Consider the following 25,670-nt stretch of genomic DNA (forward strand, 5'->3'; position numbering starts at 1 on the left):
CCAGGCTCATTGCATCCGGCATGCCATATTTAAGTGATTGAAAAACATGGATTAATTTTTAGTTGTGGTGATAGGCACCCTGACGCTTTAGGGTGAATCCAACCATAGAGGGTGATTACTACCATGCTGCGAGAAAGCCTGGCAGCCGACCTGATCGTCGAGTTGCCCAATGCCGTGCGGTTGCAACGATTGGTCCAGACCCTGCGCGAATACTTCAACAGTGGCGCCGTGGGCTTGTTGCGTCTGGATGATGACAGCCTCAGGCCCGTTGCGACGGTGGGGCTGGTTCATGAAGCGTTGGGGCGCCGGTTCGTCATCGCCCAGCATCCCCGGCTGGCGGCGATCATGGCGTCGCGCGAGCCGACCTGGTTCGAACCCGACAGTCGCCTGCCAGATCCCTATGACGGCTTGCTCGACAACCACGTCGGCGAACCGCTGCCGGTGCATGACTGCATGGGCGTGAGCCTGTATGTCGAAGGGCGGATCTGGGGCGCGATCACCCTCGATGCGCTGCACGCCGGGACCTTTGACAGCCGGGCGCGGGAAGAGCTCAAACGCTGCACCTTGCAGATTGAAGCCGCTGTGCGGGTCACCCGGCTCGAGCAGGAAAACCGCAGCTTGCGTCTGTCCCGCAGCGATCCCCAGGATTTGCGAATGCCGGTCGAGGAGGGCGAGATCCTCGGGCAGAGTGAGGTGTTGCATCAGTTGCTCAATGAGCTGGACGTACTGGCCGACTCCGATCTGCCGGTATTGCTGTTGGGCGAGACTGGCGTTGGCAAAGAGCTGTTCGCCCGGCGTTTGCATCGTCTTTCAAGGCGCCACCACAAACCGCTGATACACGTTAACTGCGCCGCTTTGCCGGAGTCGCTGGCAGAGAGTGAGTTGTTCGGGCATGTCAAAGGCGCCTTTTCCGGCGCCACCAGTGACCGTGCCGGACGCTTCGATGCCGCCAACGGTGGCACGCTGTTTCTCGATGAAGTCGGGGAGTTGCCCTTGAGCGTGCAAGCGAAGTTATTGCGCACCTTGCAGAACGGCGAGATCCAGCGCCTCGGTGCTGACAAGCCGCTGCACGTGGATGTGCGGATCATCGCCGCCACCAACCGGCATCTGCCGGACAGCATCCGCGACGGCTTTTTTCGCGCCGATCTGTATCACCGGCTCTCGGTGTACCCGGTGCCGATTCCGCCCCTGCGCGAGCGCGGTAACGATGTGTTGATGCTGGCCGGGCATTTCCTTGAACTCAATCGGGCGCGGCTCGGCCTGCGTGGTTTGCGCCTTTCGCCGGCGGCCGAACGCGCGCTGTTGCTTTATACCTGGCCGGGCAATGTGCGCGAACTGGAACACGTGATCAGTCGGGCTGCGTTGAAGCAGCTCAGTCGCGGTACGAGTCGCGCGTTGATCATGACGCTGGAGCCTGAAATTCTCGATCTCGACAGCGCGATGGCGGCATCGGGGGCGGTGGTCGAGCCATCCCCGGACGTTACGGCTGATTTGCCGTTCCAGCCCTTGGGCGAAGCCGTCGACGATTACCAGCGCAAGAAAATCCTCCAGGCCCTGAGCCTGTCCGGGGAAAACTGGGCCAGCGCCGCGCGAATCCTCGAAGTTGACCCCAGCAACCTGCACAAACTGGCACGGCGGCTGCGTCTCAAGTAGGCGACAGTGTTGATGGCGGTCAAGGTGGCTTTGCGCAGTGCCTCGCACACTGCGTAAAACCTTCCGGAGATCACCGTCATGCCGCTTTCCCTGGCTCAGATGCGCCGTAACTACACCCTTAATGGTCTGCAAGATGAGGCGGCGCTGGACGATCCGCTGGCGATGTTCCGGCAGTGGTTGCAACAGGCCCGCGACACCGAGTGCGCGCCTGTCGAGGCCAATAGCATGGTGCTGGCGACGGTCGACCCTGAAGGACGGCCGCACTGTCGGGTTCTGCTGCTCAAGGGGTTGAGCGATGAAGGTTTTACGTTCTTCGGCAATTACCAGAGCGACAAGGGGCAGCAACTGGTCGCCAATCCCTATGCCGCGATGACGTTTTTCTGGCCGGGGCTGGAGCGTCAGGTGCGTATCGAAGGGCAGGTGTCCAGGCTCGACCCAGCGTTGTCGGATGCGTACTTCGATTCTCGTTCCATGGCCAGTCGCCTGGGTGCCTGGGCTTCACCGCAAAGCCGTCCGCTGGCCAGTCGCGCAGCGCTGGAATCCATGCTGGCTGAAACCATCAAACGCTTCGTTGGCCAGGCCGTCTCGCGTCCTGAACATTGGGGCGGCTACTGCCTGCACCCTGAGCGTCTGGAGTTCTGGCAGGGGCGGGCTGACCGCTTGCATGATCGTGTCGACTATCGTTTGCGCGATGGTGCATGGCAACGAAATCGCTTGGCGCCTTGAGCCCCATTGCGCGGGACCTGTAGCGATGGAGGACAGTGTGGGAGCGGGCTTGCTCGCGAATGCGGTGTGTCAGTCGACATTAATGTTGTTTGACACACCGCATTCGCGAGCAAGCCCGCTCCCACAGGTTTTGTGTCCGGCACATTCTCTCTATGTCCCCGACGAGGTACCTCCTTGGAGGAATAGGCTCGCTCGCTATTCCAGTTCAGGCTTCGGGCCATACCCTCATCTACGGGAAGACCTGGATATGGCCCATCTGGCGCAACGCACGTTTGAACCCCTGAACATCGCCGTGCTGACCATCAGCGATACGCGCACCTTTGACACCGACACGTCGGGACAGACCCTGACGGATTTGCTGCAAACAGCCGGGCATGTGTTGATCGATCGTGATCTGGTCAAGGACGACATTTATCAGATCCGCGCCACCGTTTCCCGATGGATCGCCGACCCCAAGGTGCAAGTGGTGTTGATGACCGGCGGCACCGGTTTCACCGCTCGCGACAACACACCGCAAGCAGTCTTGCCATTGCTGGACAAGCACGTTGAAGGCTTCGGCGAACTGTTCCGCCAGGTGTCTCTGGAGGAAATCGGCATGTCCAGTCTGCAGTCCCGGGCACTGGCCGGCATGAGTAACGGCGTGCTGGTGTGCTGCGTTCCCGGCTCGCCGGGTGCCTGCCGGACTGCCTGGAACAAGATCCTGCTCGAACAACTGGACAGTCGCACCGGTCCGTGCAATTTCGCCCCGCATCTGAAACCGCAAGCGCAGCGGGTCATCGACGCCTGCGAGACGCGCACATGACTGGCCGGGTGTGCGACATCGGCAACCTGATGCCCGTGGACGAGGCCATCAGCCGTCTGCTGGACCAGGCACCGCCGCCGCCCCCGGCGCAAATGGTGCGTCTGGATCAAGCCATGGGGCGGGTGCTGGCGGCGGACATTCATTCCCCGGTGAACCTGCCGGCCTGGGACAACAGTGCCATGGACGGCTATGCCCTCAGGGCGGCTGACTTGCCCCAGGCGGGTGGCTGTTTATCGATTGGCGGGCGCATTGCGGCGGGGGATCAAGCGTGCATGCCCTTGCTCGCGCAGCAGGCGGTGCAGATCTTTACCGGCGCGCCATTGCCACCGGGCGCCGATACCGTGGTGCCGCAAGAGCGCTGCCGGGTCGAGGGCGAGCGCGTCTGGTTCCCGTCCGTGTCCGTGGGCGATCACGTGCGCAAGGAGGGTGAGGAAGTTCGTCGCGGGGATCTGTTGCTCAAGGCCGGGAAACGCCTGCGCGCACAAGAACTGGGGTTGCTGGCTGGCGCTGGTATCGCGCGGGTCGAGGTCTATCGGCCGTTGCAGGTGTGCCTGCTCAGCAGCGGTAATGAACTGCGTGAGCCGGGCGATCCCTTGGCGCCGGGGCAGATTTACAACAGCAACCGGTATTGCCTTGCCGCGTTATTGCGCGGCTGGGGCGTCGAGGTGCACGACTATGGCGTCATGGTCGATGAGTTGGCGGCCAGCCGGCATGCCTTGAGCCTGGCGTCTTCGGAATGCGACTTGCTGTTGAGTTCCGGTGGCGTGTCGGTGGGCGAGGAAGATCACCTCAAACAGGCGATCGAGGAACTGGGTAACGTCGATTTTTGGCGGTTGGCCATTCAGCCGGGCAAGCCACTGGCCTTTGGTGAAGTGGCCGGCAAACCCTGGATCGGCATGCCGGGAAATCCTTCGGCGGCGCTGATCACCGCGTTGGTGGTGGTGCGTCCGTTCCTGCTCAGGGCCCAAGGCGTGACTGACGTACTGCCGGTGCCGTTGGCCGTGCCCGCCGGGTTCGACTGGTTGCAGCGTAACAAGCGTCGGCAGTACCTGCGGGCCCGATTGACGCCCGGCGCCGATGGCCAGTTGAGTGTGGAACTGCACCCTCAGCAAAGCTCGGCGATGTTGACCGCCGCGTGCTGGGCCGACGGGCTGGCGGTGATCGAGTGCGAGCAGCAAGTGCTCAAGCACGACAACGTGATGTTCCTGTCCTTCGCCGACCTGATGCATTGATGGCAATTGATTGCCGTCAAGGCCGTGCCTGCCGGTCTCGCTAGACTGGCAGCGCCTTTTTCGATCACCCCGGACCTTCGCGTCATGGGCATCAGGCGATGGCCCGGATGCGTTTTTTCATGAGGATTACCCATGCAACTGGTCTGCCCGGCAGGGAACCTGCCTGCGCTTAAAGCGGCGGTGCGCCAAGGCGCCGATGCCGTCTATGTCGGCTTTCGCGATGACACCAATGCCCGGCATTTCGCGGGGCTGAACATGGACGACAAACAGTTCGACGCCGCGGTCGCCCATATCCGTCAGCATCAACGCAAACTCTACGTCGCGGTCAACACGTACCCGCAGCCCAAGGGGTGGGAGCGCTGGCAGCGGGCGGTGGATCGTGCCGCCGATTTCGGCGTCGATGCGCTGATCGCCGCCGACCCCGGAGTGCTCAACTACGCCAGTCAGCGTCACCCGAATCTGGCGTTGCATCTGTCGGTCCAGGGGTCGGCGACCCATGCCGCCGCGCTGGAGTTTTATGCGCAGCGCTACGGCATTCGCCGCGCGGTGCTGCCGCGGGTGTTGTCGTTGGCGCAAGTACGCCAGGTCGCCGCCAGCAGCCCGGTTCCCATCGAAGTGTTTGGTTTCGGCAGCTTATGCATCATGGCCGAAGGGCGTTGCCATCTGTCTTCCTACATTACCGGCGAGTCGCCGAACCTGTGCGGTGTCTGTTCGCCTGCCAAGGCGGTGCGCTGGAGCGAGGACGCCGAAGGCTTGAGCGCGCGTCTCAGCGAAGTGCTGATCGATCGCTATACCCCTGACGAACCGGCCGGTTACCCGACCTTGTGCAAGGGCCGTTTCCTGGTCGGCGGCAAACGCTTTCATGCGCTGGAGGAGCCCACCAGCCTCGACACCCTGGACTTGCTGCCGGAACTGACGGCCATCGGCGTCGAAGCCGTGAAGATCGAGGGCCGCCAACGCAGCCCGGCCTATGTCGAACAAGTCACCCGCGTCTGGCGTGCGGCACTGGACGCCCATCGTGGCGCACCGGGCAGTTTTCGGGTCAAGGAGGAATGGCGTCAGGTGTTGGCCGGTTTGTCCGAAGGCAGCCAGACCACCCTGGGTGCTTATCATCGATCATGGCAATGAGGGATTCGACATGAAACTCAGCCTGGGACCGGTCCTGTTTTATTGGGACAAGGAGCAACTCAGCAATTTTTACGCCGAGATGTCGGCCTTGCCCCTGGATGTGATTTACCTGGGAGAAACCGTGTGCTCGAAACGCCGGGCATTTTCGCTGGATCAATGGCTGGGGCTGGGACGCGAGTTGCAGGAATGCAGTCAGGCGCAGTTGGTGCTTTCCAGCCTGACGCTGATCGAAGCGGCGTCCGAACTCTCCAGCCTGCGCCGGTTGTGCGACAACGGCCAATTGCTGGTGGAAGCCAACGACATGGGCGCGGTGCAGTTTTTGGCCGAACGCAAGTTGCCGTTCGTGGGCGGCCCGGCCCTCAATCTGTACAACGGTCACTCATTGGCGCAATTGCTTGACTGCGGCATGACCCGCTGGGTGCCCCCCGTGGAGTGTTCGGCGGCGCTGATTGGTGATGTGATCGAACAGGTACGCGAACTGGGCCGTGCAGTGCCGGAAGTTGAAATCTTCGCCTATGGGCATTTGCCATTGGCCTATTCCGCCCGCTGCTTTACGGCCCGAGCGGAAAACCGGCCCAAGGACGACTGCCAGTTTTGTTGCATCAACTACCCCGACGGCCTGGCGCTGACCAGCCAGGAAGGGCAGGCGCTGTTCACCATCAACGGTATTCAGACAATGTCGGCCGAGGTGACCAATCTGCTGGCCGATTATTCCGGGCTGGTGGCCTGCGGTGCCGATCTGTTGCGCTTGAGCCCTCGCGCTCAGGGCATGGCCGAAGTGATTGCCGCCTATCAACGGGTTCGTCTGGGCGAGACACCGCCGCTGTTTGTCGAAGGGTGCAATGGTTACTGGCATGGCCAGGCCGGCATGCTGCGCGTCGAGGAGGTCGGCCTGTGTTGAATGGAAAAAAGTGGCTGTTGAAAGGTGCCGACCGGTTACTGCCGCTGGTGCGCCGGGTGCCTTTTGCCGTGCAGCGTCTGGCGTTGCAACAGGCGCTGAATCGCTGCCTCGCCGGGCCGTTGCGCGATGGTGAGTTTGAAGTTTTACGTGGGCGTTGGTTGTGCTTGCGGATTCCCGATCTGGGGTTGTCCTGGTACCTGACCCTTAGCGGTAAAGGGTTGCGGATTGCCGAGCAGGCCGTGGCGCATGTGACGATCAGTGGCAACTGGCGGGAGTTTTTACTGTTGGCGAGTCGTCAGGAGGATCCAGATACGCTGTTCTTTCGCCGGCGTTTGGTGATTGAGGGTGATACCGAACTTGGGCTGGCGTTGAAGAATCTGATCGACAGTCTGGATCCTGATGTGTTGCCTGTTTGGTTGTGGCGCAATCTGGAGCGGGCGGGGAAGGGGTTGGCGGCGGGGTAATCGACGTCGTTCAATTGTGGGAGCTGGCTTGCCTGCGATGGCGGCCTGATAGCCGACCGGGATTTTTGATGGTGTACATATCCGTTTCTGCGCTACCGCAGAAACGGATATGTACACCAAACCCCAAACCCCAAACCCCAAACCCCAATCACCCCTCCGAATACCTCCTCATTCACCCACAACCCATATCCCCTCCAGTTAACAAAACATAACGTGGCGTCGATTGTCAGACCTTTCCAAACCCCGATAGGATAAGCCAGCTTCCGAAGGGGCTCTGGATTGCGGGTTTCAGGACTATGCTCCTGAATAGGTCAATCCCGATGCGCATCCCTTACGGCGCCCTGAAGGGTTGAACGACCTAACAATAATAATGTGAGGGAAGGTCTATGAGTGAGCCTGTCATGGGTGTGAGTATTTGCCGCCCGCCAGCGTTACGCCGGTTCGCGTTGCTGGCTACAGCGCTCTCGCTGTTGGGCTGTACCGTGCTGTCGGCGCCTGCGCTGGCCGCTGCCGCGTCGGCCTCCGATGTGGTTTATTCCGTTGAATCCGCCAAGGCCAGCAAAGGCCTGATGCTCGATGTCGTACACGCGGGCAAACGCCTGGTGGCGGTCGGCGATCGCGGGCACATTCTGTATTCCGATGACCAGGGCGTGACCTGGACCCAGGCCAAGGTGCCGACCCGGCAACTGCTGACGGCAGTGTTTTTTGTCGATGACAAACACGGCTGGGCCGTTGGCCATGACGCGCAGATCCTCGCCAGCGAAGACGGCGGCGTCACCTGGAGCAAACAATTCGAAGACCTGACACGCGAATCGCCGCTGCTCGACGTCTGGTTCAAGGACGTTAACAGCGGCTTTGCCGTGGGCGCTTACGGTGCCTTGCTGGAAACCACCGACGGCGGTAAAAACTGGGAAAACGTCAGCGATCGCCTCGACAACGAAGACCAGTACCACCTCAACGCTATTGCGGCGGTCAAGGATTCCGGCATTTTCATCGTCGGTGAACAGGGCAGCATGTTCCGTTCCGCCGATGATGGGCAGACCTGGGAAAAGCTTGAAGGCCCCTATGAAGGCTCGCTGTTCGGTGTGATTGGCACCGCGCAACCGGCCACGCTGCTGGCCTACGGGTTGCGCGGCAATCTGTACCGCTCCACGGATTTCGGCAGCACTTGGGAGCAGGTCGAGCTCAAGGCTGCACGTGGCACACTGGAATTCGGCCTGTCTGGCGCCACGCTGCTCGATGACGGTTCCATCGTGATCGTCGGCAATGGCGGCAGCGTGATTCGCAGCACCGACGACGGCGAAACCTTCAGCGTGTTCAACCGTCCGGATCGCATTTCCGTTTCGGCGGTGACTGCGGCAGGCAACGGCAATCTGATTCTGGCCGGACAGGGTGGCGTTCGCGTCACTTCGCCCACCGGAGCAGAGAATGGAAAAAACGGGTCGTCCAAATGAGCCGGGCAAATAATAAGAAGGCGGGTCTATGACATCCTTAAGCACTCCTCATCAGGATAAGGCGACGTTTCTTGAGCGCCTGATTTTCAACAACCGCCCGGCAGTCATCGTTATCTGCCTGCTGGTCAGTGTTTTCCTGTTCTGGCAGGCGACGTTGATCCGGCCGTCCACCAGTTTCGAAAAAATGATCCCGCTCGAGCATCCGTTCATTGAAAAAATGATGGAGCACCGCAACGATCTGGCGAACCTGGGCAACACGGTGCGGATTTCCGTGGAAGCCACCGACGGCGACATCTTCTCCAAGGAGTACATGGAGACCCTGCGTCAGATCAACGACGAGGTGTTCTACATTTCCGGCGTCGACCGTTCCGGCCTCAAGTCGCTGTGGAGCCCGAGTGTGCGCTGGACCGAGGTGACGGAGGAGGGCTTCGCCGGTGGTGAAGTGATTCCCCAGAGCTATAACGGCTCCCAGCAAAGCCTCGACCTGCTGCGTAATAACGTGCTCAAGTCCGGGCAAGTCGGGCGCCTGGTGGCCAACGACTTCAAGTCGAGCATCGTCGACATCCCGCTGCTGGAGTCCTACCCGGACCCGCAGGATCAGGGCAAGTTGCTGGCGCTGGACTACCGCAAGTTCTCCCACGAACTTGAAGACAAGATCCGCAACAAGTTCGAAGCCCAAAACCCCAATGTGAAGATCCACATTGTCGGGTTCGCCAAGAAAGTCGGCGACCTGATCGATGGGTTGGTCATGGTGGTGATGTTCTTCGGCGTAGCCTTCGTCATTACCCTGATCCTGCTGTACTGGTTCACTAACTGCATGCGCAGCACCATTGCGGTATTGAGCACGACGCTGGTGGCGGTGGTCTGGCAGCTGGGCTTGATGCACTTCTTCGGCTTCGGGCTTGATCCGTACTCGATGCTGGTGCCGTTCCTGATCTTCGCCATCGGGATTTCCCACGGCGTGCAGAAAATCAACGGTATCGCCTTGCAGTCCAGCGAGGCGGAGAATGCTCTGACCGCAGCGCGGCGCACATTCCGTCAGCTGTTTCTGCCGGGTATGATCGCGATCCTTGCGGATGCGGTGGGCTTCATCACGCTATTGATCATCGACATCGGGGTGATTCGTGAGCTGGCCATCGGCGCGTCCATCGGCGTGGCGGTGATCGTGTTCACCAACCTGATCCTGCTGCCGGTGGCGATTTCCTACGTCGGTATCAGCAAACGCGCGGTCGAACGCAGCAAGAAAGACGCGCACCGCGAGCATCCTTTCTGGCGCCTGCTGTCGAATTTTGCCAGCCCCAAAGTCGCCCCGATCTCTATTGCCCTGGCGCTGATCGCTTTCGGTGGTGGCCTCTGGTACAGCCAGAACCTGAAAATCGGTGACCTCGACCAGGGCGCGCCGGAACTGCGTCCGGACTCGCGCTACAACAAGGACAACAGCTTCATCATCAATAACTACTCCACCAGTTCCGACGTGTTGGTGGTGATGGTCAAGACCAAGTCTGAAGGTTGCTCGCGCTACGAGGCCATGGCGCCGATCGACGAGCTGATGTGGAAGATGCAGAACACCGAGGGCGTGCAGTCGGCCATTTCCCTGGTGACCGTGTCCAAGCAGATGATCAAGGGCATGAACGAGGGCAACCTGAAATGGGAAACCCTGTCGCGCAACCCGGACGTGCTGAACAACTCCATCGCCCGTGCCGATGGCCTGTACAACAACAATTGCTCCCTGGCACCGGTGCTGGTATTCCTCAACGACCACAAGGCCGAAACCCTGGACCGGGCGGTGCATGCGGTGCAGGACTTCGCCAAAGAGAACAACAAGGAAGGCCTGGAATTCATCCTTGCCGCCGGTAATGCCGGGATCGAAGCGGCCACCAACGAGGTGATCAAACGCTCCGAACTGACCATTTTGGTCCTGGTGTACATCTGCGTCGCAACCATGTGCATGATCACCTTCCGTTCCTGGGCGGCGACCTTGTGCATCGTGCTGCCGCTGGTACTGACCTCGGTCCTCGGCAACGCATTGATGGCGTTCATGGGCATCGGCGTGAAAGTGGCGACCTTGCCGGTAGTGGCGCTCGGGGTGGGGATTGGCGTGGACTACGGAATCTACATCTACAGCCGTCTGGAAAGCTTCCTGCGTGCCGGCCTGCCGTTGCAAGAGGCGTACTACCAGACGCTGAAGTCCACCGGTAAAGCCGTGCTGTTCACCGGCCTGTGCCTGGCGATCGGCGTATGCACCTGGATCTTCTCGGCGATCAAGTTCCAGGCCGACATGGGCCTGATGCTGACCTTCATGCTGCTCTGGAACATGTTCGGCGCGTTGTGGCTGCTGCCAGCGCTGGCGCGGTTCCTGATCAAACCGGAGAAACTGGCAGGGCAGAAGGGCAACTCGCTGTTTGCTCACTGATCCCTGGCTGAAACAGAAAAGCCGCAATCATGGGTTGCGGCTTTTTTTATCGTGTGTTGTTCAGGCCGGAAACTGGATTCAGAGTTTTAAGAACAGTGTTTCATCCAGCGGCGGTTTGATCAGCGATTTCTCCAGATTGGCCACGGCACGGTTGTCGGCGGCGGCCTGCCGGATAAGATCCTTGCGTGTCAGAAAGCGCTGCTCCGGTAGTTTTAAATGGCCAATGCTGTAGTCCGGTCGAGGCATATCAAGGCTGGCGTAATGAAAGTGCGCATACCATAAAACGTTAAATGTGTTCTTTTCGCGGACCGCATATTCGGTGAGATAGTCTCCGGCAGCCGTCGGTATCAAACGCCCCACCAGATTGATGTCAACGAAACCGTTCTTCCATAAGTAGTGGATGTTTTCTGCCTTGGGCAGCTGTTTTTTGTAGCCCTCGCTGCAATACAGACGTGCCTGGCGAGTTGTTATGAGCGCCTCGTCACGAAGGGTTTTGCTCAGTTGTGCTGCCTCGGTCTCGGTAGGGTGGGTGCTATCAATTTCATAGGCCAGGGCGTCGAGTTTTTCGGCATGCTGGATCAGCATGTCATTCCAGTCCAAGGGGTTGAGGCTTTCGAGCCGACCAGGATCCTGTAGCTTTTTCTGTTGGAAGCGTATCGAGTTTTCGATACCTGCCCGTTGGCCAATCAGCGTATGCATTTCCTTTTTTATTGCCGATAAAGGTCGCGACCCTGGCGGCAATGTTGGTTGAGTGGGCGTGCCCTGCACGACTTCAACCCAGACACCTTCCTCGGGGTGTTCCATGTAGCTGGCAATCTTCTGTTCGGTAATCGGATCTTGAACATCGATGAAACGACCTTGATTGTTTTCCCGGGAGGGTCTGATGTCGCCGATCAGGGTGCCTTTGTTGCGGGACTTGAATACCCTTTTGGTGGACGGCCTGGTCCTGATCGGTTTGGTATGTGCGGATTGGGGCGCGACCCCTTCGTTTTCTCGAATCAGTGCAGCCAGTTGCTCTTCGGCGCTGACGTGCGCTTCATTGAGTTGCTTCAGAAACGGTGTTTGATATTCAGTGCGCACAAAGCCAGATGCCATTTCATTCAACGAACGAACAGCATTATCGATTTCTTCGTAGTGCTTGAGGATGTTTTCAAGGACGGCTATCTGCTCGGCGGTTGCGTAGCCGGAGCTACTGCAGATCTCCATGTGGGACAGCACTGTGCTCTCCATTGAAGAGCCGACGAGTCGCATTACAAAGGGATACTCTGCCGGATCTCTGGAGCGGCAACTGCGTTCCAGAACCAATTCTTTAAGCGACAGCAATTGATGCAACTTGATTAAAGCAGGGAGGTAGTTTTCGGCATTGAACAAGTGCTTCACTATTTTTCGACTGCGCAGTTTTTCACCTGCCTGTTCCTGAGTCGTTTCAAGTGTTTTGGCGGACTCGATGAGCCTGTTGGTTATCTCGATTTCTGCCCGCCGGTTGTCGACAAATTCGAAATAGGCTGTCGTTATTTCCTGACCCAATTCTTCAGGAAAACGGGCGAGGAGTTCATTGAGGTATTCCCCATTCCTGGTCTGAAGGAGATCGCGTCCCAACAGCTTTGTTTGCTCATGAACGATATCCAGAGCGTCCCAGATGAGTAAAAGCCCATTATCACGTTCGCTCTCGTAAGGCCTGGTTCTGTCGACTTCGATCAAGGCGTTGTACGCATCGGTCAACTTCGGCATTTCTGCGTTCAACGTGTCAATGCGCTCCTTGTAAATATTCAGCTCTCTGTCATGTATAGCGGCGGCCTCTGCTGTCTTGAGCACTTCCTGGCTATGACGCGAGGTCAGCTGGACCTTCTGCTCTGGTGTAGCCTTGCCGAGCAACTCCCATACGATCCTGAGCTTTTTCTTTTGTGCGTCGAGTATTTCCCTCGCTGAAAACAATGATCTCCTCGCCTCTGATTGAGAGAGTACCAATGGCGCGAGAGCCTGCTTCAGACGATCCTTATGAGTGGTCAGTTCATGTAGCCGGAGCCGGTTTTCATCGCGTACCGCCTGGAGTCGCCCCCTCATGCCGCCTTCAAGCTTCAATCCCCGATCCAGTCGCCAGTTCCCCTTGCCGTCGCTGGCGAGTTTGAAGCCGGGGCGATCGGAATGGGCCGGATCTACCAGGTAGACCTCTGCGAAGCCGGGCACGACGCTGACCTGGAAAAAAAGTCCGCCAATGCTGGCGTGCCAGGTATCGTCGATCCGGAAAAGTCCTTTCAGGGACCCGTTTTTCTCGGCCGGTGGCAACTTCTGCGGCCATGGCACGTGAAAGTCCAACAAGGCATTGAGCAGCTTGTCGGCCGCTTTAGAGGTGGCAATGGAGCTGGTGAAATCCAGCACCGTATGGCTGCCATCTACCGGTCCCTGTGGGATGCCCGGCGAACCTTGATGAACGAGGGCGGCAGGCATCGGTTCTGCGTGATTTGCCAGTCTGCGCCAGGGTTTCAGGCGCGGGGCGGTTTGTTCAGGGAGTTTCGATGGCAATGGCCGCTGATGGGCGCTCTCCGAGCTGGCTCCCAGGTGCAACAGCACCATCGCGGTATTGAGTAGCAGATCAATCAGCGCTAACTCTTTGGCTTTCGGATCGTCGCTGTCGAGGGCGGGCAGGTCCTGTTTGAGGCTGGTGATCAGTACCGTCATCCATCCGGCAAGCATCAGCGGCCCTCGCGTCAGCGGTAGCAGCAGCGTATTGAAGAGTAACCATGCACCCTCCATGAGAACGGCCCAACGGCTTTCACTGTTGGACACCGACTCACGCTCGGCCAGATCGACCAAGGTGCGAGCGGTGCTGGTGAAAAGGTAGTTGAGCAGTCGACCGTCGTGCAGCGACTGGCGCAATACTTCTGCACCCTCATTGCTGGCCAAGGTTGTGGGGGCAGGTTTTCGTGGACGTTCGAATTCGTCGCCCAAGTGAAAGCGAACAATGTGCGGTTCCTTGAATCCGTCATTGTCGTAAATGTCTCGTACGTTATCCGCCATCCATGTAAGCACGCTGGTTTGCAACGCGCCGGATTCGGCGATGGCATCGAGGACGGCCTGGCGCGATGGGTACTCCAGCAGGGCTTCGGCGTACAACGGACGATAAAGAAGATGTGGGCCAACGTTCGGATCAAGGGGTTCGATCAGGAACATGTTGTCCACCGTATCGGGTTTGGCGCCGGGCTTTCTGTGAAACGCCAACGGGCGGATGACGATGTTCTGTTCGTCGACTTTGCGCTCCGAAGGTGTCTGCCCCATAAGCGCCTTGACGTAGCGATAACCCTTGTCGGTCAAGCCATATTGTTTTCTGACCTTGTACTCCAGCGCGCGCATCGGTAACTGGACTCGCAGTTCGCGGGTAAACAGGGCTTCTCGGCGCCGGGCATCCACGGTGTCCGATAGTAATAACGTCTTGATCCTTTGCGGATAGACCGTACCGATGTCGACGCGCTGGATAAGGCCTTTGCTGCCGAGTATATAGTCCTCGTTCAACCAGTCTTCGGGAGTCTGTCCGTCCTTGCGCAAAACCCGCAGGCGGCCACGGGGCTTGCCGGCGAGATTCTTCAGGGCCAGATCAGTCAGGGACATGCGCACATGTTCGATAAAACCGGCACCTCCCGGATAGCCGGCAGCGACGGCGAAGTCCAGCACCAGATCGTCGGGGTTGTAGTCGACGTCGTGATCCTGCTTTATCTGCGCTCGCAGCGCCTCGCGGCTGAAGCTTCGGATATCTTCGATGCCTTCATTAAATGACTGTCCATGGCTTTGAGCGGTGACGTTTGCGAGGTCGAGCAGGTGCTGTCGATAGGCGAAGCGATCAGTGGCCGAAGCCTGTTTCAACCAGTCGGGGAGTTGCGAGTGCAACTGTGCCAGCATCGTTGGTGGCGCTGTCGATTGCCGGATGAACAGCGTTGCCGGATCCGTGAGGGTGTCCAGACGTTGCGCCAGGTCCTGCTCGCTCGGGTAACTGGAAAATGACAATGCGGTCAGGTTTTCGAGCTGCCGATTAAGGATCAGGCCCGCCTGGAGCTCGAACAGGTTGCCATTGGGCTCATAGCGTTTCCAGGTCAGACGGTCGATCAAAAACTCGCTTTGCATCTTCTTCCCCCAGGCGCTGCCGAAGTCATCCAGGGAATCGAAAGGTTGGACGTGGCCGTCAACGCTGCACAGCAACACTTGTTTCTCACGCATCAACAGAATTTCAGGCCCGAGCAGAAGTATTTCGTTATCGTCGTTGCCGAGTGTCGTTTCCAGAAAGCAGGCGTAAACGGTTTTGCTGGTCTTGGGCGAGCGCTCGACTCTGTCGGGCCAGTCCGTGACCTGCCGCACCATGTCTCGCTGTTCGTCACTCAGATTCTTGGCGTATAAGGCTGCGGCTTTCAACTGGTCATGGAGGAACTCGCTGAAACATTGCCAGCGACTGATGCCGCTGTCGTCGGTCAGGCTCCAGTAGTCAGCCAATGCCTGCTGATAATCGAGGTAAAGCGTCGATGGCAGCTCAGCAATGATGCTGGCAATGATTTGCATGTCCACGTGAGGCTTGGCTGCGGTGTCCAGGCGTTTGGGTGGTACTTGCGTGAGGAAAAACGCCCTTGAGTCCTGTGGGGTAAAGTCCAGCATCTGCGGGTTGATCAGATGGTCGATAACCACTTGGCTCAACGGCTTCAGATCCCAATGGCCACCGACAGCGGGGCTGGCCAGCTTGATCTTTATCGGATCGAAATCCAGTGTGGGGTAATGCTCCAGCAACCTGTCGCGTAATGCATTGATAATCGCAGAAAGCAGTGTCGGTCGACTGGCGAATCGCTGCTGAACCGCCCGGGCGGGCAGTTGGCTGAATGGAGGAGATACCGGTGCAACAGGGGTGAGCATGACGAAATCCTTTTCGTGTTATAGGTCGGCGCTGTCATAGCGTCCGTGCCTCTGGGCCGGATCATCGGCCCTGAGCAGGAAAATTCATTCTGTCACCGCCTGTGCGCAATGGGTTATGGCGTGTGGTTACAAGACTTGACCGAGTACCGTGCTTAGCGCACTGCGCGCATCATCCAGTTGCACCAGCGTTGCATGCCGGGCACCGAGGGCGTCACGGTTTTCGATAGCGGTCAGGATCGCCTTGTGCCGTGGCAGTGCCAGTTCATGCAGATTCGGCCGTTGGTTGGAATGCTTCAAGGCCTCGGCAATGGCCACCGACAACATGTTGCACAGGTTCGCCAGTAAGTCGTTATGGGTTGCGTCGGCGATCCGGCTGTGGAAATCCAGGTCCGGTTGCAGCAAGGCTTCAGGTGTCGGCGCCGCTTCCATGCGTTGGTAGGCTTCACCGATGGAGGCGATGTCTTCGTCGGTGGCGAACTGCGCGGCCAACGCGGCGGCGGCCGGCTCAATGATGCTGCGCACACTGGTCAGCAGATCAAAGAATTCATTTTGCGGACTGCTTTGCATCAGCCAGTGCAGCACGTCCGGGTCGAGCATGTGCCATTCCTTGCGCGGCTTGACCACCGTGCCGACCCGCGGACGGGAATACACCAGGCCCTTGGCCACCAATACGCGAGTGGCTTCGCGCAGCACCGGTCGGCTGACCGCGTATTCCTCGCACAGCAGGGCTTCGGCGGGCAGTTTGTCGTCCGGCTTGAACCGTCCCGAGACGATCTGCATGCCCAATTCCTGGACGATGCGCGAGTGCATGCTTTTGCGGTCGGAGGGTTTGCGGTAATCCATGGGGAACGGCGCGATCCTGTGCGATGGGGTGCCGCGCATGATAGCAGGCGCGGCGAGGACGGTCGCCAGAGCAAGCACAGTCCTGAAGCAGATGGGGATTAAATGTGGGAGCGGGCTTGCTCGCGAAGGGGCCGTCACATTCAACATCAATGCTGACTGACACTCCGCCTTCGCGAGCAAGCCCGCTCCCACATTAGATGAATGGTGTCAGTGAGAATGACGCGGCACCTCGGCCCCTCGGCACCCGACGAGGAAGTCGAAGTCGCAACCCTGATCCGCCTGCAGCACATGGTCGATGTACAGCTGACGATAACCGCCCACGATCAACTGTTGCGGTGGTTGCAGATCCGCCATGCGCGCTGCCAGCTCCGCATCCGGAATGTCCAGGTGCAAACGCCCGTTGGCGCAATCAAGCTCGATCCAGTCGCCTTCCTTCACGGTCGCCAAAGGCCCACCAGCCGCCGCTTCCGGTGCCACATGCAGAACAACGGTGCCGTAAGCGGTGCCGCTCATGCGTGCGTCGGAAATCCGCACCATGTCGGTCACGCCCTGGGCCAGCAGCTTGGCCGGTAATCCCATGTTGCCGACTTCGGCCATGCCCGGATAACCCTTCGGTCCGCAGTTCTTCATCACCAGAATCGAGTTGGCATCCACGTCCAGTTCCGGGTCGTTGATCCGTGCCTTGTACATGTCGAAGTTCTCGAACACCACCGCACGCCCGCGATGTTGCATCAATTCGGCGCTCGCGGCGGATGGCTTGAGCACCGCACCCAGCGGGGCCAGATTGCCGCGCAACACGCAGATGCCGCCATCGGCGCGAATCGGGTTGTCGAGGGTGCGAATCACTTCGTCCTGGCCGTAGATCGGCGCGTCCTTGGTGTTTTCACCGATGGTTTTGCCGTTGACGGTGAGGGCATTCGGGTTCGGAATCAGGTTCGCTTCGCCGAGGCGACGCAGCACCGCGGGCAAGCCGCCGGCGTAGTAGAACTCTTCCATCAGGAAGCGCCCTGACGGTTGCAGGTCGACAATGGTCGGCATGCCGCGACCGATGCGGGTCCAGTCATCCAGGTCCAGTTCGACACCGATGCGCCCGGCGATGGCTTTCAAGTGGATCACCGCGTTGGTCGAACCGCCGATGGCGGCGTTCACCCGAATGGCGTTTTCGAAGGCTTCCTTGGTGAGGATTTTTGACAGTTTCAAGTCTTCGCGCACCATCTCTACGGCGCGCATGCCGGACATGTGCGCCAATACATAGCGGCGCGCATCGACCGCCGGAATCGCCGCGTTGTGGGGCAGGGAAGTGCCAAGTGCTTCGGCCATGCAAGCCATGGTCGAGGCCGTGCCCATGGTGTTGCAGGTACCGGCAGAGCGTGACATGCCGCCCTCGGCCGCGAGGAAATCGTCAAGGGTGATGGTGCCCGCCTTGACCTGTTCGCTGAGCTGCCAGACCACCGTGCCCGAGCCGATGTCCTGGCCCTTGTGCTTGCCGTTGAGCATCGGCCCGCCGGTGACGACGATTGCTGGCACGTCGCAACTGGCCGCGCCCATCAGCAGCGCCGGGGTGGTTTTGTCGCAGCCGGTGAGCAGCACCACACCATCGATCGGGTTACCGCGAATCGCTTCCTCGACGTCCATGCTCGCCAGATTGCGAGTCAGCATGGCGGTGGGGCGCAGGTTCGATTCGCCATTGGAGAACACCGGGAATTCCACTGGAAAGCCGCCGGCTTCGATCACCCCGCGTTTGACGTGCTCGGCGATCTGCCGGAAATGCGCGTTGCATGGGGTCAGTTCCGACCAGGTGTTGCAAATGCCGATGATCGGCTTGCCGTGGAACTGGTGGTCGGCGATGCCCTGATTCTTCATCCAGCTGCGGTACATGAAGCCGTTCTTGTCGGCGGTGCCAAACCATTGGGCGGAGCGCAGGGTGGGTTTCTTATCAGACATGATCGGTTCTCTTATTGTATGACTATATTGTTAAAGCTCTGGCGTAACATAAGCGCAATTTCGCCTGTTTGGAAGGGTTGTTGGTTAAATAGTATTACTATATAGTCATTTTCAACGGAGGGATGGCCCTGGCAGTTTTCTGCGAGAGGCGTCCCCCGAGGTTCTATAACAACAACAATCGGAGACCGAACTCATGAGCCAGGAATTGCGGCTTATCCGTCGCATCACGCTGAAACTGATTCCCTTCCTGATCCTGCTGTACCTGATCGCCTATGTGGATCGCTCCGCGGTAGGTTTCGCCAAGCTGCACATGGGCGCCGACATCGGTCTGGGTGACGCGGCTTATGGTCTGGGTGCCGGGCTGTTCTTCATTGGCTACTTCCTGCTGGAAATCCCCAGCAACCTGATGCTCGACCGCTTTGGCGCCCGGCGCTGGTTCGCGCGGATCATGGTCACCTGGGGCGCCATCACCATCGGCATGGCGTTCGTCCAGGGACCGAACAGCTTCTATGTGATGCGCTTTCTGCTCGGCGCGGCCGAAGCCGGTTTCTTCCCGGGCGTTCTGTACTACATCACCCAATGGTTCCCGATCCGCCATCGCGGCAAGATTCTCGGGTTGTTCATCCTTTCCCAACCCATCGCGATGATGATCACCGGCCCGGTGTCCGGCGGCTTGCTGGGCATGGACGGCATTCTTGGGCTGCACGGTTGGCAGTGGCTGTTCATCGTCATCGGCACACCCGCGATCTTGCTGACCTGGCCGGTGCTGCGTTACCTGCCGGACGGCCCGCAACAAGTGAAATGGATGGACCAGTCTGAGAAAGACTGGCTGACCGGTGAGCTGAAAAAGGACCTGGAGGTGTACGGCCAGACTCGCCACGGCAATCCGCTGCACGCACTGAAGGACAAACGCGTGTTGCTGCTGGCGCTGTTCTATCTGCCGGTGACGCTGAGCATCTACGGTCTCGGTTTGTGGCTGCCGACGTTGATCAAGCAGTTCGGTGGCACTGACCTGATGACCGGGTTCGTGTCGTCGGTGCCGTACATCTTCGGGATCATCGGTTTGCTGATCATTCCGCGCAGTTCCGATCGCTTGAATGATCGCTACGGCCATCTGGCGGTGCTGTATGTATTGGGCGCCATCGGCCTGTTCCTCAGCGCCTGGCTGACCGTGCCGGTGCTGCAATTGGCGGCGCTGTGCCTGGTGGCGTTCGCGCTGTTTTCCTGCACCGCTGTGTTCTGGACCTTGCCGGGCCGATTCTTCGCAGGCGCCAGTGCGGCGGCGGGGATCGCGTTGATCAACTCGGTGGGCAACCTTGGTGGCTACATCGGCCCGTTCGTGATCGGTGCGCTGAAGGAATACACCGGTAACCTGGCGTCGGGGTTGTATTTCCTGTCCTGCGTGATGGTGTTCGGCCTGGTCCTCACGGGTGTGGTTTATCGGTTGCTGGAGCGTAAGCATGTGCTGCCGGCCGACCAGTTCGCCGCCAGCGCCCGGGGCGCTACCCGTACCTGAGGTCAACACGATCCAAATGTGGGAGCGGGCTTGCTCGCGAAGGCGGAGTGTCAGTCACCGGTGATGTTGAATGTGGCGGCCTCTTCGCGAGCAAGCCCGCTCCCACAGGGTCCTGCGTTGTTTTGAAGTTTTGCTTTAACAGGAGAAAAATCATGCGTTTAGTTCAGTTCGAATTGAGTCACGGCGAACGCCGCGTTGGCGTGGTCGAGGACGGCCTGGTGCGCGAAGTGCGGGATGCGCGCTCGGTGCGGGATCTGGCGCTGGCGGCGATCGAGGCGGGGGTCAATCTTGAGCAACAGGTTCAAACCCTGGGGCTGGGCATCAGCCATGACTATTCAGCGCTACTGGCCAATCTGCAGATCCTGCCGCCGCTGGATCACCCGGACCCGGCGCACATGCTGGTCAGCGGCACCGGCCTGACCCATCTGGGCAGCGCTTCGGCCCGGGACAAAATGCATCAACAGGCCGGCGATGAAACCGCCATGACCGACACCATGCGCATCTTCAAGTGGGGCATGGAGGGCGGTAAACCCGCGACCGGCCAGGCCGGCGTGCAACCGGAATGGTTCTACAAGGGCGACGGCAGCATCGTTGTGCGACCGGGCAAACCATTTCCGCTGCCGCCGTTTGCCGAAGATGCCGGGGAGGAGCCTGAACTCAGCGGTCTCTATGTGATCGGCCACGACGGCAAACCCTATCGCCTCGGTTTCGCGGTGGGCAACGAGTTCTCCGATCACGTGATGGAACGCAAGAATTACCTGTATCTGGCCCATTCGAAACTGCGCAGTTGCAGCTATGGCCCGGAGCTTCGGGTCGGCGAATTGCCCCCGCATCTGGCCGGCACCAGCCGCATCCTGCGTGACGGTGAAGTGTTATGGCAGAACGAATTCCTCAGTGGTGAAGCGAACATGTGCCATAGCCTGGAAAACCTCGAGTACCACCATTTCAAGTACAGCCAGTTCCTGCGCCCCGGCGACGTACACATTCACTTCTTCGGCACCGCGACCCTGTCCTTCGCCGATGGCATTCGCACCCAACCGGGTGACGTGTTCGAGATCAGCCAGGCCGAGTTCGGCGCACCCTTGATCAACGGCATTGAACCCGTTGAAGCGGCGTTCGAACCCGGCACCGTCGGCACACTTTAAGGAGACACCCATGACCCAGATTCTTGGTCACAACTACATTGGCGGTCAGCGCAGCGCTACCGGCACCATCAAACTCCAGAGCATCGACGCCAGCACTGGCGAGGCTTTGCCTCACGACTTCTATCAGGCCACCCTTGAAGAAGTCGACGCCGCCGCAAAGGCTGCCGCCGCCGCTTACCCGGCCTATCGCAGCCTGAGCGCCGAACGACGTGCGCAATTTCTCGATGCGATTGCCGATGAACTGGACGCGTTGGGTGATGACTTTGTCGCCGTGGTCTGTAGCGAAACTGCGTTGCCGGCCGGTCGTATTCAAGGAGAGCGTGGTCGCACCAGCGGCCAGATGCGTCTGTTCGCTAAGGTGCTGCGGCGTGGTGATTTCTATGGCGCAAGGATTGATCGGGCGCTGCCTGAACGCACACCATTGCCGCGTCCGGATTTGCGTCAGTACCGCATCGGCCTCGGGCCGGTCGCGGTGTTTGGTGCGAGCAACTTTCCGCTGGCGTTTTCCACGGCGGGCGGCGATACCGCTTCGGCATTGGCCGCTGGCTGTCCGGTAGTGTTCAAGGCGCACAGCGGCCACATGGCCACTGCTGAGTGGGTGGCCAATGCCGTGATTCGCGCCGCCGAGAAAACCTCCATGCCGGCCGGTGTGTTCAACATGATCTACGGCGGCGGAGTGGGCGAAGCGCTGGTCAAGCACCCGGCCATTCAGGCAGTCGGTTTTACCGGTTCGCTCAAAGGTGGCCGTGCGCTGTGCGACATGGCAGCGGCACGTGCGCAGCCGATTCCGGTGTTCGCCGAGATGTCGAGCATCAACCCGGTGATCGTGCTGCCTCAAGCGCTGGAAGCTCGTGCTGAAAGCGTCGCCCGAGACCTCACGGCGTCGGTGGTGCAGGGTTGTGGGCAGTTCTGTACCAATCCGGGGTTGGTGATCGGTATTCGTTCGCCGCAGTTCAGCGCGTTCGTGCAGCAGGTGGCGGGGCTGATTGGCGATCAACCGGCGCAAACCATGCTCAATGCCGGCACCTTGAGCAGCTATGGCAAGGGCCTGCAGAAGCTTCTCGCGCATCCGAAGATCGAGCATTTGGCGGGCAGTCCGCAACAAGGCAATCAGGCGCAACCGCAACTGTTCAAGGCCGATGTGAGCCTGTTGCTCGATGGCGATGAAGTGCTGCAAGAGGAAGTATTCGGCCCGACCACGGTGTTCGTCGAAGTGGCGGATCAGGCGCAACTCAATGCCGCTTTGAACGGTCTGCATGGGCAGCTGACGGCAACGATCATCGGTGAGCCGGCGGACTTCGAACAATTCGGTGAGCTGACGGCATTGCTGGAGCAGAAGGTCGGACGAATCCTGCTTAACGGCTATCCGACCGGCGTGGAAGTCTGCGACTCGATGGTTCATGGCGGGCCGTATCCGGCGACATCCGATGCGCGCGGCACCTCGGTGGGCACCCTGGCCATCGACCGTTTCCTGCGCCCGGTGTGCTTCCAGAACTACCCCGACAGCCTGCTGCCGGAAGCGCTGAAAAATGGTAATCCGCTGCGCATCCAGCGCCTGGTCGACGGCAAGCCATCGCGCGAAGCTCTCTAGCCGCCCACAACTGATTGGCTCGGTCCGCTGGAACTGATCGTTCCCACGCTCTGCGTGGGAATGCCTCAACGGACGCTCTGCGTTCGGCTGTTGATGTGACGCAGAGCGTCACTGGCTGCATTCCTTTGCTGCGCGTGGGAACGATCATTGCGGTGTGATGAGCTATCATTGCGCCTTTCCCATTCAAAGATTGACTGCCATGACTGCCGTAAGCAACACCTTGATCAATGCCCTCGAACACTGCGACATGCTTGAAATCGACGGGCTGCACGCGTTCGACTTCTCCCTCGATGAAGACGATAACCTGCACATCGAATGCATGGACGGTCGGGCGCTCAAGCGCTGGGAGTTCAGCATGGCCCAGATCGCGGCGGCGACGTTCGATCCCGACTTGAAGAGCTGGATCATTACCGGCGATTCCGGCGAGCACCGGCTGGTGCCTATGGAAGCGTTCGGCGGTGGTGACGATGAGGACGAAACGAATGAGGATGCGTAACTTCTGGCCACTGTTGATGGCTGGCAGCGTCGGCGCAATGGGCGTGCAAGCGGCCCCGGTCGACAGTTACGAATTGCTGGTGGGCTCCTACACCGCCGGCCAGAGCCAGGGGATTTATCGTCTGGGTTTCGACAGCCGCACCGGGCAGATCGACGCCACACCCCTGCAGGTGGTGAAGAGCGCCAACCCGTCCTGGCTCGCCGTATCCAAGGATCAACAGCGCCTGTTCGCGGTTAACGAAAATGGCCCGGGGCAGGCGGATCCGGTAGGGCGTATCAGCAGTTATGCAATTGACCCGAAGACCAATGAATTGAACCTGATCAGTCAGGTGCAAACCCTGGGCAACGAGCCGACGCACTCGAGCGTCAGCGGCGATGCCAGTCACGTGTTTGTCAGCAACTACTCGGTGGCTGAAGACCCGGGCGGCACCTTGGCGGTGTTACCGGTGGGCACCGACGGCAAGCTAAAACCCGTGGTGCAGATGAGCAGTCATCCGTCCAGCCGGGTCAACCCTGAGCGGCAGAAGACGGCACACGTGCATTCGGTGGTTTCATCGCCGGATGGCCAATACGTGTTTTCCAACGACTTGGGAGCGGACAAGATTTTCGTCTATCGCTTCGATCCCAAGGCCAATCCGGAACGACCGTTGACCGCCGCTAAACCTGCGTCCGTCCAGTTGCCACCTGGCAGCGGGCCGCGACACTTGCTGTTCAGTGCCGATGGCAAGCACGCCTGGCTGACCATGGAAATGAGCGCGCAGGTCGCAGTGTTCGATTACCGCGACGGCAAGCTTGAGCAAACGCAGTTGGTCGATCTGGCGGCGGGCCTGCCTACATCGGGCAAGGCTGCGGCTGCGCTTCACGCCTCGGCCGACGGCAAGTTCCTTTACGTCAGCAACCGTGGCACCACCAATCAGTTGCTGGTGTTCGCCATCGACCCGGCGACCGGGCAGCTCAAGGAGCTTCAGCGTCGCTCCGTGGACGGTGATCACCCGCGCGAATTCAGCCTCGATCCGAGTGGCAAGTTCGTGCTGATTGCCAACCAGAAGAGCAACCAGATTGTCGTCGTCGAGCGCGACGCCAAGACCGGGCTGCTGGGCAAAACCGTGCAGAAACTGCCGATGGATGCCCCCAGCGATCTCAAGTTCCTGGTGCGTCAATAGACCGCAGGCCCCGGTTGATGGGGCCTGCAACCTTCTATTAATGAGACTGATATCGGCTAATGCTACAAAGCATTTCAAGGCGTCGACCCTCGGGAGTTAAGTTTGCTTCACGGCCCCACCGGGCAAGCAAGCCAACTGAACCCGAGGAATACCGCCATGAACTTCAATGTCTTCTCTGTCATCGCCGCTTCCGCTATCTCTGCCACTGTTGCACTGCCTGCCAGCGCCAACGTTGAAATCAGCGACAGAAAATCCCACACCCAAAGCTACACCCAGAAATACCTGCAACAGAGCGCCAACTTCTACGCCGCGCTGGATCACAAAACCCAACACTGAAATCTGAACCCTGCACCTTTTATGCAGGAGCGAAGTCACTTGCCGATCGGCCCATAGGCGTCGAAAAGCCCCGAAGTGATGTCGCTCCTGCATAACGCGTTTACGACAGCATCATATTGCTATCAATGTATTGCTTGATATCACATGGCCATTAATTTAAATTTGACGCTGATTTTTTGACTCCTTCCCTAAAAGGATCGACAGCATGGCGATGCGTCTGGCAGTGGTTCTCCTGTTTCTCTATTCCACCCCGATTCTGTCGGCTGCCCAGCCCGTTCCCAACGAGCCGGATGCGGCCCGCGAGCGCTTGATGAGTTTTATCGAGGACTGAAACACGCTGGGTTCATGATCAATAAAACTGATAGCTACTATGCATAAAGGTCGCTAGTTAACTTCTGTTTTTTGATCGATTCTGTGGGCACTGAAACATGCCCACGGAGAACCCATGGCCAGCGCAATCATTACTTCTGCCAAATACGGCGCCTACCTGGCCATCGGTCTTTACGTGGCCATGGTGTTGGCCGTCAGCCTTTCGGCTCAATCGCAACAAACCGTTCAAGCACCGATCCAGGTCGCTTATCCCGCCATTCAATTCGAACACCGCGCGCCAAACGTATTGCTCGATCATGCCGACGTGGCGGGAGTGGTGGGGGCATGAAAGGACGCAAGCTCTGGGTCATCGCCTTCCTGGCGTTCATGACCAATGGCGCTTCTTTACTTGGGATCGGGCAGGGTTCGGCGGGGTCGGTGGCGCGGGCTATCGAATGCAACCACAACATCGCCCACAACATTCAGACCGCCAAGGCTCTGGAGCTGTTGGTGGGCAATCCGCCGATCAAATCCAATGGCGAATTCTTCGGGCCATTCCAGGTGGATTGCTCGGTGTTGGGGATGTGCGCGGTCTTGGCATGAATGTAGGAGCTGCCGAAGGCTGCGATCTTTTGATTTTGATTTTTAAGGTCAAAAGATCGCAG

At 59.3% G+C, this 25,670-nt stretch carries 21 protein-coding genes; 18 read left to right on the forward strand and 3 right to left on the reverse strand.

What is annotated here, in order from left to right; translation table 11 throughout:
* The first annotated feature begins 123 nt into the window (after positions 1 to 123).
* The 9 genes from norR (at position 124) to IB250_RS02635 (ending at position 10,773) form a co-directional block, all read left to right on the forward strand.
* A complete protein-coding gene (gene norR / locus IB250_RS02595; protein WP_192342840.1) occupies positions 124 to 1,653 on the forward strand; it encodes a nitric oxide reductase transcriptional regulator NorR in 1,530 nt (509 codons plus the stop codon).
* A 78-nt stretch (positions 1,654 to 1,731) separates the two neighbouring features.
* Entirely contained in the window at positions 1,732 to 2,379 is a 648-nt protein-coding gene (pdxH, locus tag IB250_RS02600; protein ID WP_192342841.1) for a pyridoxamine 5'-phosphate oxidase, read from the forward strand.
* Between the two features lie 247 nt (positions 2,380 to 2,626).
* Positions 2,627 to 3,181 (forward strand): molybdenum cofactor biosynthesis protein B, encoded by a 555-nt coding sequence (moaB, locus tag IB250_RS02605; RefSeq protein ID WP_192342842.1) that lies wholly within the window; start codon positions 2,627 to 2,629, stop codon positions 3,179 to 3,181.
* Positions 3,178 to 4,413, forward strand: coding sequence for a gephyrin-like molybdotransferase Glp (glp, locus tag IB250_RS02610; RefSeq protein ID WP_192342843.1), 1,236 nt, complete (start codon positions 3,178 to 3,180; stop codon positions 4,411 to 4,413). The genes moaB and glp overlap by 4 nt, the downstream gene beginning before the upstream one ends.
* Before the next feature lie 132 nt (positions 4,414 to 4,545).
* Complete coding sequence (gene ubiU / locus IB250_RS02615; protein WP_192342844.1) at positions 4,546 to 5,541, forward strand: ubiquinone anaerobic biosynthesis protein UbiU; 996 nt, start codon at positions 4,546 to 4,548, stop codon at positions 5,539 to 5,541.
* Positions 5,542 to 5,551: 10 nt separating this feature from the next.
* Positions 5,552 to 6,442: a U32 family peptidase gene (locus IB250_RS02620; protein ID WP_192342845.1), complete on the forward strand. Its 891-nt coding sequence runs from the start codon at positions 5,552 to 5,554 to the stop codon at positions 6,440 to 6,442.
* Entirely contained in the window at positions 6,436 to 6,906 is a 471-nt protein-coding gene (gene ubiT / locus IB250_RS02625; RefSeq protein ID WP_192342846.1) for a ubiquinone anaerobic biosynthesis accessory factor UbiT, read from the forward strand. The genes IB250_RS02620 and ubiT overlap by 7 nt, the downstream gene beginning before the upstream one ends.
* Before the next feature lie 386 nt (positions 6,907 to 7,292).
* Positions 7,293 to 8,360 (forward strand): WD40/YVTN/BNR-like repeat-containing protein, encoded by a 1,068-nt coding sequence (locus IB250_RS02630; RefSeq protein ID WP_192342847.1) that lies wholly within the window; start codon positions 7,293 to 7,295, stop codon positions 8,358 to 8,360.
* A 28-nt stretch (positions 8,361 to 8,388) separates the two neighbouring features.
* Positions 8,389 to 10,773 (forward strand): efflux RND transporter permease subunit, encoded by a 2,385-nt coding sequence (locus tag IB250_RS02635; protein WP_123494299.1) that lies wholly within the window; start codon positions 8,389 to 8,391, stop codon positions 10,771 to 10,773.
* Between the two features lie 78 nt (positions 10,774 to 10,851).
* On the opposite strand, the gene IB250_RS02640 is transcribed toward IB250_RS02635, so the two are convergent.
* The 3 genes from IB250_RS02640 to IB250_RS02650 form a co-directional block, all read right to left on the reverse strand.
* Positions 10,852 to 15,663, reverse strand: a complete 4,812-nt coding sequence (locus tag IB250_RS02640; RefSeq protein WP_192342848.1) for a dermonecrotic toxin domain-containing protein — start codon at positions 15,661 to 15,663, stop codon at positions 10,852 to 10,854.
* Positions 15,664 to 15,789: 126 nt separating this feature from the next.
* Entirely contained in the window at positions 15,790 to 16,506 is a 717-nt protein-coding gene (locus IB250_RS02645) for a FadR/GntR family transcriptional regulator (protein ID WP_032830095.1), read from the reverse strand.
* A gap of 207 nt (positions 16,507 to 16,713) precedes the next feature.
* Positions 16,714 to 18,450 (reverse strand): IlvD/Edd family dehydratase, encoded by a 1,737-nt coding sequence (locus IB250_RS02650; protein WP_007901147.1) that lies wholly within the window; start codon positions 18,448 to 18,450, stop codon positions 16,714 to 16,716.
* A 193-nt stretch (positions 18,451 to 18,643) separates the two neighbouring features.
* On the opposite strand from IB250_RS02650, the gene IB250_RS02655 reads away from it, so the two are divergent.
* The 9 genes from IB250_RS02655 (at position 18,644) to IB250_RS02690 (ending at position 25,608) form a co-directional block, all read left to right on the forward strand.
* A complete protein-coding gene (locus IB250_RS02655) occupies positions 18,644 to 19,966 on the forward strand; it encodes an MFS transporter (RefSeq protein WP_192342849.1) in 1,323 nt (440 codons plus the stop codon).
* A gap of 152 nt (positions 19,967 to 20,118) precedes the next feature.
* The gene (araD1, locus tag IB250_RS02660; protein WP_192342850.1) at positions 20,119 to 21,111 is read left to right on the forward strand and encodes an AraD1 family protein; all 993 of its coding nucleotides are present in this window, start codon (positions 20,119 to 20,121) and stop codon (positions 21,109 to 21,111) included.
* Between the two features lie 10 nt (positions 21,112 to 21,121).
* The gene (locus IB250_RS02665; protein WP_192342851.1) at positions 21,122 to 22,702 is read left to right on the forward strand and encodes an aldehyde dehydrogenase (NADP(+)); all 1,581 of its coding nucleotides are present in this window, start codon (positions 21,122 to 21,124) and stop codon (positions 22,700 to 22,702) included.
* Between the two features lie 199 nt (positions 22,703 to 22,901).
* Positions 22,902 to 23,198 (forward strand): DUF5629 family protein, encoded by a 297-nt coding sequence (locus tag IB250_RS02670; protein ID WP_192342852.1) that lies wholly within the window; start codon positions 22,902 to 22,904, stop codon positions 23,196 to 23,198.
* The gene (locus IB250_RS02675; RefSeq protein WP_192342853.1) at positions 23,185 to 24,360 is read left to right on the forward strand and encodes a lactonase family protein; all 1,176 of its coding nucleotides are present in this window, start codon (positions 23,185 to 23,187) and stop codon (positions 24,358 to 24,360) included. The genes IB250_RS02670 and IB250_RS02675 overlap by 14 nt, the downstream gene beginning before the upstream one ends.
* A gap of 156 nt (positions 24,361 to 24,516) precedes the next feature.
* Complete coding sequence (locus tag IB250_RS02680) at positions 24,517 to 24,696, forward strand: hypothetical protein (protein ID WP_192342854.1); 180 nt, start codon at positions 24,517 to 24,519, stop codon at positions 24,694 to 24,696.
* A 205-nt stretch (positions 24,697 to 24,901) separates the two neighbouring features.
* The gene (locus IB250_RS28790; RefSeq protein WP_007901166.1) at positions 24,902 to 25,027 is read left to right on the forward strand and encodes a hypothetical protein; all 126 of its coding nucleotides are present in this window, start codon (positions 24,902 to 24,904) and stop codon (positions 25,025 to 25,027) included.
* A gap of 114 nt (positions 25,028 to 25,141) precedes the next feature.
* The gene (locus IB250_RS02685; RefSeq protein ID WP_192342855.1) at positions 25,142 to 25,354 is read left to right on the forward strand and encodes a hypothetical protein; all 213 of its coding nucleotides are present in this window, start codon (positions 25,142 to 25,144) and stop codon (positions 25,352 to 25,354) included.
* Positions 25,351 to 25,608, forward strand: coding sequence for a hypothetical protein (locus IB250_RS02690; protein WP_192342856.1), 258 nt, complete (start codon positions 25,351 to 25,353; stop codon positions 25,606 to 25,608). Before IB250_RS02685 ends, IB250_RS02690 begins: the two co-directional genes overlap by 4 nt.
* The last annotated feature ends 62 nt before the right edge of the window (positions 25,609 to 25,670 follow it).

This window comes from Pseudomonas sp. PDM09, from assembly GCF_014852305.1.
In the GTDB taxonomy this organism is placed as follows: Bacteria; Pseudomonadota; Gammaproteobacteria; order Pseudomonadales; family Pseudomonadaceae; genus Aquipseudomonas.

Coding starts and splice junctions, on each gene's coding strand:
- norR (WP_192342840.1), top strand. CDS start 124: ATGCTGCGAGAAAGCCTGGCAGCCGACCTGATCGTCGAGTTGCCCAAT.
- pdxH (WP_192342841.1), top strand. CDS start 1,732: ATGCCGCTTTCCCTGGCTCAGATGCGCCGTAACTACACCCTTAATGGT.
- moaB (WP_192342842.1), top strand. CDS start 2,627: ATGGCCCATCTGGCGCAACGCACGTTTGAACCCCTGAACATCGCCGTG.
- glp (WP_192342843.1), top strand. CDS start 3,178: ATGACTGGCCGGGTGTGCGACATCGGCAACCTGATGCCCGTGGACGAG.
- ubiU (WP_192342844.1), top strand. CDS start 4,546: ATGCAACTGGTCTGCCCGGCAGGGAACCTGCCTGCGCTTAAAGCGGCG.
- IB250_RS02620 (WP_192342845.1), top strand. CDS start 5,552: ATGAAACTCAGCCTGGGACCGGTCCTGTTTTATTGGGACAAGGAGCAA.
- IB250_RS02630 (WP_192342847.1), top strand. CDS start 7,293: ATGAGTGAGCCTGTCATGGGTGTGAGTATTTGCCGCCCGCCAGCGTTA.
- IB250_RS02635 (WP_123494299.1), top strand. CDS start 8,389: ATGACATCCTTAAGCACTCCTCATCAGGATAAGGCGACGTTTCTTGAG.
- IB250_RS02640 (WP_192342848.1), bottom strand. CDS start 15,663: ATGCTCACCCCTGTTGCACCGGTATCTCCTCCATTCAGCCAACTGCCC.
- IB250_RS02645 (WP_032830095.1), bottom strand. CDS start 16,506: ATGGATTACCGCAAACCCTCCGACCGCAAAAGCATGCACTCGCGCATC.
- IB250_RS02650 (WP_007901147.1), bottom strand. CDS start 18,450: ATGTCTGATAAGAAACCCACCCTGCGCTCCGCCCAATGGTTTGGCACC.
- IB250_RS02655 (WP_192342849.1), top strand. CDS start 18,644: ATGAGCCAGGAATTGCGGCTTATCCGTCGCATCACGCTGAAACTGATT.
- araD1 (WP_192342850.1), top strand. CDS start 20,119: ATGCGTTTAGTTCAGTTCGAATTGAGTCACGGCGAACGCCGCGTTGGC.
- IB250_RS02665 (WP_192342851.1), top strand. CDS start 21,122: ATGACCCAGATTCTTGGTCACAACTACATTGGCGGTCAGCGCAGCGCT.
- IB250_RS02670 (WP_192342852.1), top strand. CDS start 22,902: ATGACTGCCGTAAGCAACACCTTGATCAATGCCCTCGAACACTGCGAC.
- IB250_RS02675 (WP_192342853.1), top strand. CDS start 23,185: ATGAGGATGCGTAACTTCTGGCCACTGTTGATGGCTGGCAGCGTCGGC.
- IB250_RS02680 (WP_192342854.1), top strand. CDS start 24,517: ATGAACTTCAATGTCTTCTCTGTCATCGCCGCTTCCGCTATCTCTGCC.
- IB250_RS28790 (WP_007901166.1), top strand. CDS start 24,902: ATGGCGATGCGTCTGGCAGTGGTTCTCCTGTTTCTCTATTCCACCCCG.
- IB250_RS02685 (WP_192342855.1), top strand. CDS start 25,142: ATGGCCAGCGCAATCATTACTTCTGCCAAATACGGCGCCTACCTGGCC.
- IB250_RS02690 (WP_192342856.1), top strand. CDS start 25,351: ATGAAAGGACGCAAGCTCTGGGTCATCGCCTTCCTGGCGTTCATGACC.